Genomic DNA, 16823 nt, shown 5'->3' with positions numbered 1-16823 from the left:
CGCATACAAAGTGAAGCTCGGGATAGACTTTCGGGTATGGATCTCCTTGTAGTTGGATCAGGTTTCTTCGGGCTCACGATTGCGGAGCGCGCCGCAAGCGCCGGCAAGAAGGTCGTCGTGATCGACCGTCGCTCGCATATCGGCGGCAACGCCTACTCGGAGGCGGAGCCCGAGACGGGCATCGAGGTGCACCGCTACGGCGCCCACCTCTTCCACACCTCGAACGAGACCGTGTGGGAGTACGTGAACCGCTTCACCACGTTCACGAACTACGAGCACAAGGTGTACTCGAACTTCCAGGGCGAGGTCTTCCCGCTGCCGATCAACCTTGGCACCATCAACCAGTTCTTCCGCGCCGCCTATGGCCCGGACGAGGCGCGCGCCCTCATCGCCGAGCAGGCGGGCGAGTTCGACACGAAGAGTGCGCAGAACCTCGAGGAGAAGGGCATCTCTCTCATCGGTCGCCCGCTCTACGAAGCGTTCATCCGCGACTACACCTCGAAGCAGTGGCAGACGCCGACGACGGAGCTGCCCGCCGAGGTGATCAGCCGCCTCCCCGTGCGCTACACCTACGACAACCGCTACTTCAACGACACCCACGAGGGTCTGCCCACCGAGGGCTACACCGCGTGGCTCGAGAAGATGGCCGACCACCCGAACATCGAGGTGAAGCTCGACACCGACTTCTTCGACGAGTCGCAGCCGCTCAACAAGAACGCCATCGTCGGCACCGTGCCCGTCGTGTACACGGGGCCCGTTGATCGTTACTTCGACTATGCGGAGGGCGAGCTCGGCTGGCGCACGCTCGACTTCGAGCAGGAGGTGCTCCCCACGGGCGACTTCCAGGGCACCAGCGTGATGAACTACGCGGGATCCGACGTGCCGTACACGCGCATCCACGAGTTCCGCCACTTCCACCCCGAGCGCGACTACCCGAGCGACAAGACGGTCATCATGCGCGAGTTCTCCCGCTTCGCGAAGCGCGAGGACGAGCCGTACTACCCGGTGAACACCCCGGAGGACCGCGAGCGCCTGCTCAAGTACCGCGAGCTCACCGACAGCGAGGACCGCGTCCTCTTCGGCGGCCGCCTCGGGACCTACCAGTACCTCGACATGCACATGGCCATCGGTTCGGCGCTGTCGATGTGGAACAACAAGCTGAGCGAGCTGCTGTAACCCAGCCGCGCCGCTGCGAGAGGCTCGATTCCCGGAAGGGGACCGGGCCTCTCTGCGTTTAGCGTTCTGTTGCTGGGGCCTCCGCGAGCGGCGGCCGTAGCGCCCAGCCGACCTGGCCCTCGAGCGCGGCAGCGAGCGCCGGGGCGAGGCTGCGCGCGTAGCTGCGGGAGATGTGGTCGCTGTCGTAGAACACGGGAACGCCTCCGATGACCCCGTGGCACGTGCCCTCGCGGCAGAACCGGTCGGTGAGGTCGATCGCCGTCACTCCGGCGTCCGGGCTCGCGGCCGCGGCTGCCGCGAACGCGTCGGGCGGCAACACTTCGGCGCTCGGGGCAGTGCACGCCGCGGGGGTGTCGAGCGCGCGCTCCACGCAGTCGGGGCCGAGGCGCGTCTCCGCGTACGGGACATCCCGGATCGCCACGACTGATGCGCCGGCGGCACGCCACTCCGAGAACAAGCGCTCGGCTGCAGCAGCATACTGCGCGTCCTGCGGGCGGCCGCTCCCGTCATCGATGGTCTCCTGGGCGGTGAATGTGGAGACCAGAATCAGATCGGGATCGCTCGCGCGGATCCGTTCGGTGAGTTCTGCGCTCCAGCTGCGGCATGCCTCGGCCTTCGCGCCGTTCGAGTCGGGCGTTCCCTTGAACGCGACGCGTGGCACATCGACGATGGGGCAGCCACCCTGCATCGAGGCGTTGACCCGCCACCCATTGCCGCGCGCCACGTCGTACACGGCGGCCTTCCAGTGTTCCGCGTGCGAGTCACCCACGAGCCACACGAGCGGAGCGTCAGCGCTCGCGCCGGGTGCGGCAAAGTCGCACTCCACGAGCGACGGCTTCCCGTCCGCCAGGATCTGCTGTTCCGCGAGGACGCACTCGGCGGGTGAGAACCACGGAGTGTTGTCGTCGCCCCGTGGCGGCACCTGCGCGACACCAAACGGGTCGCCGCAGTCTGCGCCAGGTGTGAGGGCAGCAGCGCCGAAGCACCCGCCGCTCTCAAACTGCGCTGCCTCACGCGCGGTCTGAGCAGCAATCTGCTGGGCCGCCACGTGCACTCCGCCGGCCAGGAGCGCGATGGCAACGATGCTCGCCGCGGTGGCCCAGAGCGTGCGCCGGGGGCGTGCGCCGCGGAACAGCCGTGTGCGGCCCGGATCCTCAACGAAGTACTTGGTGAGCGCAGCGAGCACAACCGTGAGCGCGAGGATGATGAGGCGGTCGCGCAGACGGAGGTCCCGGGAGAGTACAGCGGGGGCGAGCACAATGAGCGGCCAGTGCCAGAGGTACAGCGAGTATGAGAGATCGCCCGTCCACTGCACCGGTCGCCATCGCAACAGGAAGAGCGGCGACCACCGTGGTGCCGCATCCCCGGTGGCGATGATGAGCAAGGTGCCCGTGACCGGCAGAGCCGCCCACGGGCCCGGGAACGGGGTGGTCGCGGTGAACGCGAGCGCCGAGATCCCGATCATGCCGATGCCGAGCCAGTGCGCGGCACCGCGGAAGAGGGTCACTCCGGTGCCCCCGCTGCTCAGCCACCGGGAAAGCGCGGGTGCTGCGAGCGCTACCGCTGCGCCCGCCATGAATTCCCACACCCGAGTGCCCGTGTGGAAGTAGGCGAGGCTGCGCTCGGCCTCCGTCAGCCATACGGCGAACGCGAAGGAGACCGCGCCGATGAGGGACACTGCGGCGAGGAGCCCCCAGCGAGGAAACGCTGGCGCGGCCGGGGGAGCAGTGAGCTGACTCCGTCGTCGCAGCAGCAGGTACACGAGTCCGAGTAGCAGGAGCGGCCAGAGCAGGTAGAACTGCTCTTCGACGGACAGTGACCAGTAGTGCTGCACCGTCGTGGCGGCGTTGCTCTGGGCTGAGTAGTCGACCGCGCTCGCCGCAAGGAACCAGTTCTCCACGTACGCGGTCGCAGCGAACGTCTCGCTCGCAATGCGCGGCCATCGCTCCGCCGGGAGCCACAGCAGCGCACCCGCGAGCGCGGCGAGGCTGACGAGCAGCGCGGCGGGGAGCAGCCTGCGTGCGCGGCGCGCATAGAAGTCGGCGAACGCGATCCTGCCCGTGCGCATGAGCTGCGAGATGAGGTGTGAGGAGATCAGGAAGCCCGAAATAACAAAGAACACGTCGACGCCGACGTAGCCGCCGGGAAGGCGCTCCGGCCACAGGTGGTTGAGGATCACGAGGCCCACCGCGATTGCGCGAAGCGCTTGGATATCGGTGCGAATGGGGCGCTTCGGCCGCTTGGTGCGTGCAGGCTGAGGATCGCGCTGCAGCGCGCTGCTCGCCACGGATGTGCTGCTCAGCGATCGTCCTCTCGTGCGCCTCGGCGAGAAACGCCAAGCGCCTCGAGTCTACCGAGCCTGTGCGCTGACCTCGCGGAGGACGCAGTGTGCCCCCGGCCGCCGGAGGCGATCGGGGGCACACTCTGTGGCGAGCGCGCGGCTACCCGCGCGGGCCCTGCGGTTCGTCGGCTTCGTCGAATTCGAGGCCGACCGCCTCAATTTGGTGCGTGTCCGGTCGCTGCGGGGTGAGACCACCCTCACGGTCGAGCTCGGCCTCACGCTTCCGCCAGGCCTGGTAGCCAGGTTCGTCCGCGAGTGCGCGTTCGATCTCCGCGGACGAGGCCCGCAGCTTGGGATCGAACTTGAGGTAGGCGCGCGTCTCGCGTGCGACGAGGCCCGAGAGGATGATGAGCCCGATGAGGTTCGGGATCGCCATGAGCCCGTTCATCATGTCGGAGAACGACCAGGCGATCGCGAGCTGGGTCGTCGCCCCCACAAACACGATGAGGGAGAACACCACGCGGAAGGGCATCACGACGCCGCGACCGAAGATGCGCACGATGTTGCGCTCGCCGTAGTACGCCCAGCCGAGAATCGTCGACGCGGCGAACATGACGAGGCCTATGGTGACGATCCAGTGCCCCCATTCACCGGGCAAACCGTTCGAGAACGCTTGCCCGGTCATGAGCGCGGGCGAGAGTTGCTCTCCGGTTTCCGGGTCGATCGAGGTGTAGGTGCCCGTGGTGATGATCACGAGGCCAGTCATCGTGACCACGATGATCGTGTCGATGAAGGTCTGCGTCATCGAGACGAGGCCCTGACGCACGGGGTGGCTGGTCTGTGCTGCGGCTGCGGCGATTGCGGCCGAGCCCATGCCAGACTCGTTCGAGAAGATGCCGCGAGCGAAGCCGTACTGAATCGCGATGATGAAGACCGAGCCGGCGAAGCCGCCGGCCGCTGCCGTCCCGGTGAACGCATCGGCGAAGACGAGGCCGATCGCTGCGGGAACGTCGCCGAGGTTGACGAACAGGATGTAGAGCGCGGCAACCACGTAGAACACGATCATGATCGGCACGAAACCGGCGGTGACCTTGCCGATGGACTTGATGCCGCCAACGAGCACGACGAGCACGAAGATAGTGAGCACGACGCCCGTCACCCAGGTGGGAACGCCGAAGCTGTGCTCCACGTTCGCGGAGATCGAGTTCGACTGGGTGAGGTTGCCGATCCCGAAGCACGCGAACACGGCGAAGATGGTGAACGACCACCCGAGGATCTTGCCGAGCGGGCCGCGGATACCCTTCTCGAGGTAGTACTGCGGGCCGCCGTTGCGCTCGCCCTTGCTGTCTGCCTGGCGGAAGCGGACCCCGAGGAACGCCTCCGTGTACTTGGATGCCATGCCGAGGAGGCCGGTCACCCACATCCAGAAGAGCGCGCCGGGGCCGCCGATGCCGATCGCGGTCGCGACGCCAACGATGTTGCCCGTGCCGACGGTGGCCGCGAGTGCGGTGGTGAGCGCCTGGAACTGGGAGATATCCCCGCTCGAGCCCGGGTCGCGTCGGCGAATGATGCCGAGGTTGAGGGCTGCGCCGAGGCGGAGGAACTGGATGCCGCCGAGGCGGAAGGTGAGATAGAGGCCGGTGAGAAAGAGCAGCGGAATGAGGACGAAGGGCCCCCAGATTACGCCGCCGATGGAGTCGAGGATGCTCTGCAATTTGTCAGTCACTGTGGTACCTGAGTCCTTCGCGTCGTTGCGGAGTCGGATTTGTGTCCGATCGAGGTTGCGGGCGACTTTAGCAGGAACTCAGTGAGTGGCGCAGCCCTCGTGCAGGTGGGGCGCTGGGCAGAGCTTGAGTCTTAGCATGCCTGCACATATTCAAAAAATCGAGACTTCACCGCGCTCTCATCGGGACTTATGCTGGGCCGCATACCCAGCCGGGTCGGTTCGGAGGTGTGTTCATGCGAGTCATCTTCAGGTCAACAGCAGGGGAAGTGCTGGCGCTCGTTCTCGCGCTCAGTGCGTTCGGAATCCCGCCAGCGCAGGCGAGCTCTTCGCCTCCACCCGCGCGGCCCACCGTACGCACGGAGCTTGAACAGCCGCAGGCGCCGCCCGAGGAACCGGGGCCCTTGGTCGGGGAGGAAGCGCCAGTCGATGGGGGAGTTGGGCAGTCGGAGGAGGGTGAGCTGTCCGATGACGGAAAAGGTGCTGGGGTCGAGGGTGACCCCTCTCCAGAAGCTGAGTCGGGTTCCGCCGCGGATCCCGCAGACACCGTGGAGCCCGCGGACCTCGTGGAGCGTCTGGCGGAGGCGATCCCAAGCTCGCTTCCGGTCGAGGGGACCGTGGTGGTGGTGGCAGCAGAGGGCGGGCCCGCGCCGCGCATCGAGGGCACCCCGCTGCCAGCGAGTGAGCAGGTGGCGGAGCAGCGATTGCTCGCAACCGATGCCGGGCCGGTCGTCGAGGTGCCAGTTGAGGTGCTTGCTGACGCCGCCGCGGGGGAGCGCCTGGTCGGGGATCTCGAGTTGGTCCCCGAGGAGCAGCGCGCGGTGGCCGAAGAGTTGGCGCCCGAGCTGGCGCCTGAAGTGCTGCCCGATGCTCCCACGCCAGGAGAGCTGAGCGAGGAAGCGACCGCATCCGTCACCGTGGCGGCGTTGAATCTTGGTAAGGAGTTGACTATCGGCGGGTTGATCATTCCGGGAACGGGGTCGGGCAGCGGGACCGCACCACGCGCGCACACGGCGGACGTAGCGTTCTACACGGGCGGCGGGAACCCCACTACCGCGGAACTCACGCAGCTCGTCAACGACGCCGGTGCGTACTGGGCGGGGCAGACGAACGGCGCGGTAAAGAGTCTCACGGTGAACTCGGTGAAGCGGATCACGAGCTACGCGCGTGATCGGGGCATGCGTTGCGAGCCCAAGAACCTCCAGAAGCTGTGGAGCGACGCGGCGAAGCAGTTCGGGCGCAGCACGAGCAGCTACATCGGCTCGGCACGGCATCTTGTGGTGCTCGTCGACGACGGGTGCGGCGCGCTCGCACAGAACTCCAGCGGCTGGGGGAGCTACGGCACCCTCCACAGTGGCGGCATGACCTGGGTGGACCTCGGCTCACGGCACAAGGCAAAGCTGCCGCTCAGCTCCGCGACCGGCGCGATCGCCCACGAGCTTGGCCACAACCTCGGCCTCGGGCACGGCAAATCTCGTGTGTGCACGGGCAGCGCGACGGACGCCGCGGTCAGCGGAGGAAAGCCCGTGTCGCCCTGCAGTGACGTTGAGTACGGTGACCCGTTCAATGTGATGGGAATCGGGGCGTGGGCTGGCGGGCGTACACCCCCGGCGCTGCCCGCGGCCCAGCGCGATGCGCTCGGTGTGGCCCCCGCGGGGACGGTGAAGGTCGTGAAGGCATCGGGCGGGGCGACGCAGACCGTCACGCTCTCGGCTGCGGGAACGAACTCGGGCGTGCGTGCGATCCGTGTCGAGGGCGATCGCGGCGGTACGTTCTATGTCGAGTACCGCGCGATGACCGGCCAGGACGCGAGCATGGGGTTGAAGGCCGGCCGTGCGTACGAGACCGGGCTCACGAAGGGGGAGCACTACACGGCGGCGGGCGTGCGCATCGTGAAGAGCGACGGCGGCGGAGGACAGAACGCCGATGGCACGCACCGCTACGGCAGCACGGTTGTGTCGGTGCGCGACGCACAGCTGGGAAAGAACGGGCTCTTCCAAACGGCACGCTCGGGCAAGCAAGCGAGCACCTGGAACAGTATGGTGCGGGTGCAGGTGGTGTCGACGGCGGCCACGAGCGCGAAGGTGAAGATCGAGTTCATGCCGTTCACGGACATCCAGTTCTCGCGCGCGAACGCGACGCAGATCTCGTGGATGCACACGAGCGGGTACTTCTCAGGTACGAGCGTGGCCGGCGGGAGGCGCGAGTTTCGCCCGACAGCCAAGCTCACGCGAGCAGAGGTGGCCGGAATGCTTTACAAGCTCGCCGCACCCAAGGCATACACGCCGCCCAAGAAGTCACCGTTCACGGATGTCTCGATACAGCACCCGTACTACCGCCAGATCGCATGGTCATACAGCGCGGGCCTCACGCCCGGCACCGCGGTGAAGGGCGGCCGATCCTTCGCGCCGACCGCCTCGGTCACGCGGGAATCGTTTGCGGTGCAGCTCTACAAGGTGCGCAAGAGCAAGTACGGGGGTGCAGCGAAGACTCCGTTCGCGGACGTGAAGAAGGGGGCGGCGAACTACAAGCAGATCACGTGGATGTATGCCTCAGGGCTCGCGCCTGGCACGGTGAAGAGCGGCAAGCGCACCTTCGCCCCGCGCGACGCGGTGACACGTGAGGCCGCAGCGGTCGCGCTCTACAAGCTCACGCACTAGCCGCGGGTGCGGACTAGCGGCCCTCGAAAGTCTTGCGCCACTCCTCCGGCGACACCATCTGGGGAAGCGCCGCGCGGTACTCGGCCGACAGGCGATCCCAGTTCTTCTCGATCTGCTTGCTCAGCTCGCGCGACTCGCGCAGCAGGCGGCGGAACTTCGCGCGATCGTGGCGGTACCACATCTTGCCACTGCCGTCGGCGGCGCCCACGATGACGCTCGTGTGATTCGGGATGCGCCACCAGAGCGCGTCACGCTTCGAGTACTCGAGCTCGGGAACGCGCTGCTCGGCCTCGCTGCTCGCACGTCGCCAGTGCCGCGGCAGCATGCGTGCGGTAAAGATGCCCAGGCTGATCCCCTTGGGGTAGTCAGTGGGTTCCTCGAGGAGCGGCAGGGCGCGGCCCGCGGGCGCGACCGGGGTCTCGGGGTCGCCGGGGCGGTACACGCGGGTCTCGGGGAAGTCCTTCGCGCGAGCGCGCGCAGCTGGCATGTCCTTCGAGATGTCATCGTGCAGGCCCTGCGGGCCGCGGAGGACGGAACGCATTCCATCGACGGCGAGCTGGGTCGCGTAGTACTGCATGTTGAGTAGCTTCTTGATGTCCTGTCGACCGCTGTTCTGCAGCAGCTTGCCACTCTTCGGGCGGTCGGAGTGCAACAGGCCCGCGATGATGCGGTTGCGGGTGTGGAAGAAGGCCTGCCAGTCCTGCGAATCGTCCTTGTCGAGCCAGGACACGTGCCACAGCGCGACGCCCGGCAGCGACACCGTGCGATAGCCGGCGGCCTTTGCGCGCAGGCCGTACTCGGCGTCATCCCACTTGATGAAGACGGGCAGCGAGAGCCCAATGTCTGCGATGACCTTCTTGGGGATCATGCACATCCACCAGCCGTTGTAGTCGGCATCGAGGCGGGCGTGCATCCACTTGGTCTGGCGCAAGTTACGCTTGCGGAAGTCGTGGCGGTGCTGCTCCTCGAACGACGGCCCCCACATGAATGGATCAGGCCGCACGACCTCGGCCCACGCGTGCAGCACGGGCTTGTCAAGGAGGTCGAACATGTGACCGCCCACGATCACCGGCTCGCGGCTGAAGCGGCCGAACTGGAGGGCGCGGAGTGCGCTCTCCGTCTCGAACTCCACGTCGTCGTCGAGCAGTAGCAGGAAGTCGGTGTCTTCGCGCTCCAGCGTTTCGGCCATCGAGCGGGAGAAGCCGCCCGAGCCGCCAAGGTTGCCCTGCTCGATGACGCGCAGCTTCTCACCCAGTCGCGCGGCGACCTCGTCGAAGCCTGCCTCGTCGCGCACCTTCTGCGTGCCCTGGTCGACGAGGAAGATCCGGTCGATGCCCTCGGTGAGCGCGGGGTTCTCGGCGATGTTCGCGAGCGTAGCCACGCAGTAGTCGGGCTTGTTGTACGTCGTCATGCCGAGGCTGAGCTTGCCGTTCGTGACGGGCTCCGCCGCGGTCGACCAGCTGCCCTCTTCGAGCACGAGGTCCTCAGTGCTCGCGATGAGGTCGAACCAGTACCAGCCGCCATCACTGAAGGAGGTGAGGGGCAGCGTGAACACGCTCTCCTCGGAGCCGGTGACCGTGCGCGAATCGACGCGCTGCTGCACGCCACCCGCGTTCGAGCGGTACACGATGATGGTGCCGCTGCCCGCGGTGCGCAGGGTGAGTAACACCTCGGTGACCACGGTCCACCGCTGCCAGTACGCCGCCGGGAAGGCGTTGAAATAGCTCGCAAACGAGACGCGCTTGCCGGAGCGCACGCGGGCGCTCGAGCGGGAGAGCACGTTGTCGATGTGTGCGTTCTCGCTCAGCCGAACGTGGCGCCCGCCGATCTTCGACCAGGTCTCAGAGTCCGCGTAGAGCGGTAGGACATCGGGATCCTGAGTGAGCGGGAAAACGATCGACTGCAGCGTGGTCGGCATCGAAAGCGTGCCTCTCTTTTCGGTCTGACGGACGGAGCCTCCCCAGTGTACCCGCGGAGAAACTGCAGAACCGTCGGGTTTACTCGGCGTTCAGGTGTTCGCCAGCGCGCCACACGGCGACCGTGAGATCGGGAGCCGCCGCTGCGATGGTGCGCAGCAGTTCGAACTCCGCCCGGTCGGCGTTGCGTCGGTGCTCCTCGGCGTCGGGTCCACCGGCGCGTGCCGCGAGACGGGCGAGCCCGAACTCAGCCAGCCGCCCTTCGGCCTCGAGCAGCTCGTCCCGGAGGGTGAGCACCACGAAGTCGTCGACCTCGGGTACTTCCTCCACGGCGATCGCGGGATCCTGACCGCCGCGTACGCGCCGCTCCAGGATCGTGTCGCGCTCGAGCCGAGCGTCGGCGCGCAGCTCGGCGAGGCGCTCGGGGGTGATGGGTTGCATCGCGCTACCGCGTCTTCGTTGGCGTTGTGCGAGCGGAGTGGCTCTGCGGGATTGGGATCTGGCGCCACGGAAGCTTGGTCGGCTCGGCGTCGAGCGAGGGCAGCTGGAAGTCGTAGCGCGACTTCACCGCGATGAGCACGAGGAGGAGCCAGTTGCCCTCGATGAGCAGCCGGCTCTCGGTGAGCGATTGAATGACGAGCGCCACGACAACCAGCAGCGGCCAGAGTGCGCTCGTCGCGTACGGCAGCGCTGGGCCGAAGCCGCGCCGGGGCGGGTCGACCGCGCGGAACCACACGCGCCAGGTTGTGAGCAGCACGAGCGGGGCGAAGGCGAGCACGCCGACAATGCCGAGCTGGAACCACACATCGAGCCATGCGTTGTGCGCGCTCATGACAGGGATTCCGGCCTTCGTGTCGAGCGAGGCGAACGGTTCGGCCCACGGCGCCCAGTAGCTCACCCAGCCCCAGCCGAACCAGGGGCGCTGTTCGGCAAGCTCGATCACCTTGTGCCAGGTCTCGAGCCGTCCGGTCATGTCACCGCTCTTGCCCAGCAGACCGAACACGAAGTCGCGGGCGAAGAGCACCAGGCCAATGGCAGCAGCGAGGAGCGTGACGCCCACCGCGTAGAGCGGCACTCGCCGCTCGGGCCCGAGCCTGCGTGCCCAGAGCGCGAGCGCGAGCGCGACGAGCACCGCTGCGAGCGCCACCCATACGGTCGCACCACGGGTCAGCAGAATCGTGGCGGTTGCAAGGAACACCCAGAACCATCCGGTAAACCGCCCGACAAGGCCGGCCCGAAGCTGGATTCCGAACACGATGAGGCCGAGCAGGCCGATGAACCCGAAGAGCACGGAGCTAGCGACGATTCCCTGAATCGGGCCGCCGGCGAAGAGGAGATCGCGGCTCCAGTAGAGCAGCTTCGAGATCTTCTCGCCCTCCGCGGGGCGCTCAATGAAGTTCTGGAACACGGGCTCGCGAACGAAGATCGACACCCAGAGCTCGAAGAGGAACGAGACGCCGATGATCCAGCGCAGCGCGGTGCCGAGCGTGCGCAGCACCTCGTGCCAGGTGAGCACGAATGCGAGCACCACGGCGAGCAGTGTGGTGGCGAGCTGCGCGACAACGCCGAGCAGCGACTCGAACCGGTATTGCGACCACGCGATCGACGCGATCGCGAGCAAGAGGAACCAGTAGAGCGGCGCGGGGAGCCGATACCAGCGGAAGCGCGCGGGCTTCTCGCGAATGAAGATGACCACGCCGATCGCGGTGAGCACCGCGGCGATGCCGAGGAACCCCCACCAGCCCACGAGGTTGCGCACGCCCGTGCTGCCGAGCGCGAGCACGAATACACAGATTGCGTACGCGCTCACGCCGAGTCTGGTCCTGCTCTCCGCCATAGTCGGTATGGTAGAGCATGGCGTGATCCTCACCGGTGGGGCGGGCTGGGAGCGCGGCTGCGCGACCGCTCGGGAGAGGGCGGACGCCGCCGCCTGCTGACCCGTCGCCGCGCGGCATGACACCCCGAGGAGAGCCGTGCTGATCTTTATTGAGAACACCCCGCGTGCGTACGCGTGGGGCTCGCTCGACGCACTCGCCGAACTGCTCGGCACCATGCCGACGGGGCAGCCGCAGGCGGAACTCTGGTTGGGCACACACCCCGGGAGCCCCGCGCATGTCGCGAAGGCCACCCCCGTGGGGCAGACCCTCATCGATCTCGTTGAAGGCGATCCGGAACGCTACGGCGTTTCCGGGGGGCCGCTGCCGTTTCTCCTCAAGGTGCTCGCGATCGGTGCGCCGCTCTCGCTCCAGGTTCACCCAGACCGGGATCAGGCCGCCGCTGGCTTCGCCGCGGAGGAAGCCGCGGGGATTGCGCGGGATGCGCGCGAGCGCAACTACGGCGACGCAAACCACAAGCCCGAGTTGCTCGTCGCGCTGAGCGAGGTGACCGCGCTGAGTGGCTTCCGTGCGCTCAGTGCCGTGCGGCACGACCTCCGCGCGCTCGCCGCAGCGGCGCAGACCGCTGGCGATGCAGCGGGCAACGCCGCGCTCGAAACGGTCGCGCAGCGGCTCGCCCCGAGCGGCGCGCAGAGCGAGGCTGACGTGCGGCGCGAGTTTCTCGAGTGGGCGTTTGCCGGAGACCCCGAGGTGTCCCGCGCACTGACGGCCCTGCCCGTCGCGATGTCCGGTGTCGGCGACGACATCGCCGCCGATCGGCGCGCCGCGCTCGACGCGCTCGTCGCAACGCACCCCGGCGACCCGGGCGTGCTCGTCTCGCTCCTGCTGCACATCGTGCGGCTCGCTCCGGGGGAGGCGCTGTTCCTCCCCGCACGTCAACTGCACGCATACCTCGGGGGGATCGCGGTTGAGGTGATGGCTGCCTCCGACAATGTGCTGCGCGCAGGCCTCACTGAGAAGCACGTGGACGTTGCTGAGCTGTGCCGCATCCTCGACGCCGAGGAGATTCCTGAGCCGCGCTATCCCGCGACCCAACTGCAGCCGGGCCTCATCGCCTGGCAGCCCGGGGTGCCTGACTTCCAACTGCTGCGCGCGCGGCTGTGCGATCTCGACTCGGCGGACTCGGTCGGCGACGCCAGCGGGGCGGCCGCCGAGGTCGAGGTCGCGGCGCCGCACCCGCTCGTCATCGTGGTCACGGCAGGCCGAGTGCGCGTGGAGCGGACCGCCACTGAGCTCGCTGAGGTGGCCACTGCACGCCGCGGCCAGTCGCTCTACGTCTCCGCGGGCGAGCCCATCCGCCTCACGGGCGCGGGCGAATTGTTCCTCGCTACGGTCGGGTAGCCCCTCGGCAGAGAGCTGGCAGCTCGGGCGAGTACACTGAAGCCCGTGTCGAATCCTGAAGCATCCGGCCCCACAGCCCCCGCCGAGCGCGGCGAACGGCTGGGTGGCCTGGGGCGCGTACTCATCGCCGTCTACATGATCCTCGCGATCGCGGCGACGTTCCGCTCCGTCTACCAGATCCTGTCGAAGTTTGACGAGGCCCCGCTCGCATACACCCTGTCGGCGCTCTCCGGGGTCGTGTACATCGTCGCGACCGTCGCGCTCATCATGGGCGTGCGCGGGCGGAAGCCGGCGGCCGCACGGGTCTGGCGCGGCATTGCCTGGGCGGCGCTCGTGTTCGAGCTGTGCGGCGTCCTGATCGTAGGCACGCTGAGCCTCACCACCCCCGAACTGTTCGGCCACCCCTCGGTGTGGTCGTTCTACGGCAGCGGGTACGTCTTCATTCCGCTCGTGCTTCCCGTGCTCGGCCTCGTGTGGCTGCGCCGCTCCGGCCGCGCCGCTGCGGCTCCGGCCGTGACCGCTGAGCCCGTCAGCCAGGACATCTACTGATGCGCGTTGTTGAATCGCTCGCAGCGCTGCGCCCCGAGGAATTCTCGGTGGGCAGCTGTGTAGCGATCGGCAAGTTCGACGGTCTGCACCTTGGGCACCAGTCGATTCTGCGACGTCTGCGGAGCGAGGCCGCGGCGGCCGATCAGCTGACGGTGGTGTTCACGTTTGCGAACAATCCGCTCAGTTACTTGAACCCTGAGCGCTGCCCACAGCCGCTCATGAGCCGCGAGCAGCGGCTCGAAGCGTTTGCGGCCGCGGGGATTGACGTGTGCGTGATGGTGGAGTTTGACGCGGAGTTCGCGGCGATTCCCGCGGCGGACTTCGTGACCGACGTGCTGGTCGGGAAGCTCCAGGCGCGGCACGTGATCATGGGCGCAGACTTCCGCTTCGGTCACCGCGGCGCGGGTGACGGCGCGCTGCTGCGCGAACTCGGCGCGACGCACGGCTTCACCGCCGAGGTCGTCGAGTGGGTCGAAGATGCCGAGGCCGAACCGGTCTCCTCCTCTGCCGCGCGTGCGGCAGTGGTGGCGGGTGACGTTGCCGCGGCCTCACGCATGCTCGGCCGCCCGCCGGCGGTGCGCGGCGACGTGGTGCACGGTGACGCGCGTGGCCGCGAGATCGGCTTTCCCACTGCAAACTTGGGCGGCGCGATCGAGGGCCTCGTGCCCGCCGACGGCGTGTACGCGGGGTGGGTGCTGCTCGCAGGCGAGCGCAGGGTCGCCGCCATCTCGGTCGGGAACAACCCCACGTTCACCCCGAACGAACAATCGCGGGTCGAGGCCTTCGTGCTCGACTTCGAGGGTGACCTCTACGGGCAGCGCATCGAGGTGCAGTTCGCGCACCGGCTGCGTGGCATGGTTCGCTTCGACGGGCTCGAGCCTTTGCTCGAGCAAATGCACGCCGACGTTGCCGAAACTCGACGCCTGCTCGAGGCCACACCTTCTCGGTGAGTCGCCGCCACACATAGTGGTACGATCGACCTACGGTCGCTTCCGCGAGTGCGCCCAGAGCCCCATGCCGCGCATGAGGTCAGGCTCGGAGACTCGCGTCCGGCCCGCGGCTCGGTACGCGTTCCGAGTTCGTCCCACGCCGATCAGGAGATCCATTGGCATCCAACACTGCCACGCGTCAGTCCACCGCGAAGAACGCTTCGCGAGGTTCGAACGGGTCATCGCGCTCGAACGGGCGCCGCAAGCACACGCACAACGAGGGAATCATCCCGCTGCTCGCTCGGGCGGTGCGTGAAGTTGAGGCTTCAGCCCAGCGCGGCAAGGCGACCCCCGCGAACCGCACCAAGTTTCACGTCATCGCGCTGCTCATGCGTGAGGAGCGCGCTCGCATCAAGACCGAGGAGGGCGTCAGCGACGCAGAGCGCGCCGAGACGCTGAAGCGCCTTGATGGTGTTGCGGCGATCCTCGCGAAGACCGCCGCGCGCGACACGAGCCTCATCACGCTGCTCGAGCCGACGGCGCCCATCACCGAGGCCACCCGCCAGCTGAAGCGGAAGATGCTCACGCAGGCCGGCTTCGAGCTGCCCGAGGAGGAGAAGGTTGCGCCCGAGCCGGTGAAGGCATATGTGCCGCCGGAGCTCGCTGAGCGCCAGGTCGAGCCCGCCGGCGTCGAGTCGCGCATGCTCGCGAACCCGTTCCTTGCGCCCGATCTCACGCCGCCGAAGCAGCCCACCCCCGTGGTGCGCCTCGCGAACTGGGAGCTGCTCGGGCCGCTGCTGAAGTCGTTCGAGCAGGGCGGCGGCGGCTCCGCATGCATGCCCCTGCCCGAGCCGCCCGTGCCGGATCGCCTCGCCCCCGCCGGGCGAGAGCTCATGGATCACCAGGCTCGCTTCCTCGCAAGCGTGCGTGAGGGGCACCGCAGCTTCCTCCTCGCCGACGAGCCAGGCCTGGGCAAGACCGCGCAGTCGGTGATTGCCGCATCGGTCGCCGACGCGTACCCGCTGCTCGTTGTTGTGCCGAACGTCGTGAAGATGAACTGGGCGCGCGAGGTGGAGCGGTGGACGCCGCAGCGCCGCGTCACCGTGATTCACGGTGACGGTCAAGATATCGACGCGTTCGCCGACGTGTTCGTGGTGAACTACGAAATCCTCGACCGCCACCTGAGCTGGATCTCGCGATTCGGCTTCAAGGGCATGGTCGTCGACGAGGCGCACATGATCAAGAACGTGCAGTCGCAGCGCTCGCGCAACGTGCTCGCGATCGCCGAGAGCGTGCGTGAGCGCACGCCCGGCGGCTCGCCGCTGCTGATCGCGCTGACGGGCACGCCACTCATCAACGACATCGATGATTTCCGCGCGATCTGGCGCTTCCTGGGGTGGACCGACGCCGAGAAGCCGGGCCCCGAGCTCATGGCACGTCTCGAGAGCAACGGCTGGACCCCCGCGGACTCTGCGTTCTACCCGGAGGCACGCCAGAGCGTGGTCGACATGGGGATCGTGCGTCGCCGCAAGATCGACGTTGCCGCAGACCTGCCCGCGAAGCGCGTGGTCGATCTGCCCGTCGAGCTGGACGACGAGTACGGTCGCGGCATCCGCGAGGCGGAGGCACAGCTGGCCCGCAAGCTGCTCGACCGCTTCACCGCGGTGAAGAACGGCAAGCTCGGAGAGAAGCTCAGCGACGACGCGATCATCCGCATGGTGTGCGCGCAGGAGCTCGAGGAGTCGAACGCGTCGGCCGACGGCATGAACGTCTTCACGATGGTGCGTCAGATCGGCCAGGCGAAGGCTGGTCTCGCGGCAGACTACGCCGCGCAGCTCGCGCGCTCGGTGGGCAAGGTCGTGTTCTTCGCGAAGCACATCGACGTGATGGACCGGGCCGAGGCGCAGCTCGCCGAGGCAGGGCTCAAGACCGTGTCGATTCGCGGTGACCAGAGCACTACCTTCCGCCAGGAACAGATCGACGCGTTCAACAAGGACCCCGAGGTCGCCGTGGCCGTCTGCTCGCTCACCGCAGCGGGCGTGGGCGTGAACCTGCAGGCCGCGTCCAACGTGGTGCTCGCCGAGCTCAGCTGGACAGACGCCGAGCAGACGCAGGCGATCGACCGTGTGCACCGCATCGGTCAGGCAGAGCCGGTCACCGCGTGGCGCATCGTCGCCGCGCAGACGATCGACGCCAAGATCGCGGAGCTCATCGACGGCAAGGCGGGCCTCGCCGCGCGCGCGCTCGATGGTGCCGAGGCGAAGGACGAGACCGAGGATTCGGTGCAGCTGCTCGCGCTCATGGGCGTGCTGCAGCGCGCGATCGCCGCGGCCTAACCGCACCGCTCGCAGCG

11 protein-coding genes are annotated in these 16823 nt (G+C 67.8%); 6 read left to right on the top strand and 5 right to left on the bottom strand.

Going from position 1 to position 16823, the window contains the following annotated elements:
- Positions 1 to 36 precede the first annotated feature (36 nt).
- Positions 37 to 1176: a UDP-galactopyranose mutase gene (gene glf / locus D3226_RS09205; protein ID WP_202382254.1), complete on the top strand. Its 1140-nt coding sequence runs from the start codon at positions 37 to 39 to the stop codon at positions 1174 to 1176.
- A 58-nt stretch (positions 1177 to 1234) separates the two neighbouring features.
- On the opposite strand, the gene D3226_RS09200 is transcribed toward glf, so the two are convergent.
- Both D3226_RS09200 and D3226_RS09195 read right to left on the bottom strand, forming a co-directional pair.
- Complete coding sequence (locus D3226_RS09200; protein WP_202382253.1) at positions 1235 to 3463, bottom strand: SGNH hydrolase domain-containing protein; 2229 nt, start codon at positions 3461 to 3463, stop codon at positions 1235 to 1237.
- A gap of 154 nt (positions 3464 to 3617) precedes the next feature.
- A complete protein-coding gene (locus D3226_RS09195) occupies positions 3618 to 5183 on the bottom strand; it encodes an amino acid carrier protein (protein WP_202382252.1) in 1566 nt (521 codons plus the stop codon).
- Positions 5184 to 5584: 401 nt separating this feature from the next.
- Between D3226_RS09195 and D3226_RS09190 the strand changes: the two genes are divergently transcribed.
- Positions 5585 to 7840 carry an S-layer homology domain-containing protein gene (locus tag D3226_RS09190; RefSeq protein ID WP_202382251.1) on the top strand — a complete coding sequence of 752 codons (2256 nt, stop codon included), beginning with the start codon at positions 5585 to 5587 and terminating at the stop codon, positions 7838 to 7840.
- A gap of 13 nt (positions 7841 to 7853) precedes the next feature.
- Here the strand turns inward: D3226_RS09190 and D3226_RS09185 are convergent, their stop codons facing one another.
- From D3226_RS09185 to D3226_RS09175, 3 genes are all read right to left on the bottom strand, one after another.
- A complete protein-coding gene (locus tag D3226_RS09185) occupies positions 7854 to 9758 on the bottom strand; it encodes a glycosyltransferase (protein ID WP_202382250.1) in 1905 nt (634 codons plus the stop codon).
- Positions 9759 to 9837: 79 nt separating this feature from the next.
- A complete protein-coding gene (locus tag D3226_RS09180) occupies positions 9838 to 10197 on the bottom strand; it encodes a hypothetical protein (RefSeq protein ID WP_202382249.1) in 360 nt (119 codons plus the stop codon).
- A gap of 4 nt (positions 10198 to 10201) precedes the next feature.
- On the bottom strand, positions 10202 to 11593 hold the full coding sequence (locus tag D3226_RS09175; RefSeq protein WP_202382248.1) for an O-antigen ligase family protein: 1392 nt from the start codon (positions 11591 to 11593) through the stop codon (positions 10202 to 10204).
- A 136-nt stretch (positions 11594 to 11729) separates the two neighbouring features.
- Between D3226_RS09175 and manA the strand changes: the two genes are divergently transcribed.
- The 4 genes from manA to D3226_RS09155 all read left to right on the top strand — a co-directional run bounded on the left by manA (position 11730) and on the right by D3226_RS09155 (position 16806).
- The gene (gene manA, locus D3226_RS09170; protein ID WP_202382247.1) at positions 11730 to 12992 is read left to right on the top strand and encodes a mannose-6-phosphate isomerase, class I; all 1263 of its coding nucleotides are present in this window, start codon (positions 11730 to 11732) and stop codon (positions 12990 to 12992) included.
- Between the two features lie 135 nt (positions 12993 to 13127).
- On the top strand, positions 13128 to 13541 hold the full coding sequence (locus tag D3226_RS09165; RefSeq protein WP_237462707.1) for a hypothetical protein: 414 nt from the start codon (positions 13128 to 13130) through the stop codon (positions 13539 to 13541).
- Positions 13541 to 14491 (top strand): bifunctional riboflavin kinase/FAD synthetase, encoded by a 951-nt coding sequence (locus D3226_RS09160; protein ID WP_202382246.1) that lies wholly within the window; start codon positions 13541 to 13543, stop codon positions 14489 to 14491. Before D3226_RS09165 ends, D3226_RS09160 begins: the two co-directional genes overlap by 1 nt.
- 155 nt (positions 14492 to 14646) lie before the next feature.
- Positions 14647 to 16806: a DEAD/DEAH box helicase gene (locus D3226_RS09155; protein WP_202382245.1), complete on the top strand. Its 2160-nt coding sequence runs from the start codon at positions 14647 to 14649 to the stop codon at positions 16804 to 16806.
- Positions 16807 to 16823: the final 17 nt, after the last annotated feature.

The organism is Leucobacter chromiireducens subsp. chromiireducens (assembly GCF_016758255.1).
GTDB classification, from domain to species: domain Bacteria; phylum Actinomycetota; class Actinomycetes; order Actinomycetales; family Microbacteriaceae; genus Leucobacter; species Leucobacter chromiireducens.
Note: the sequence above shows the minus strand (reverse complement) of the source record. Positions and strands in the feature narration are given on the sequence as shown.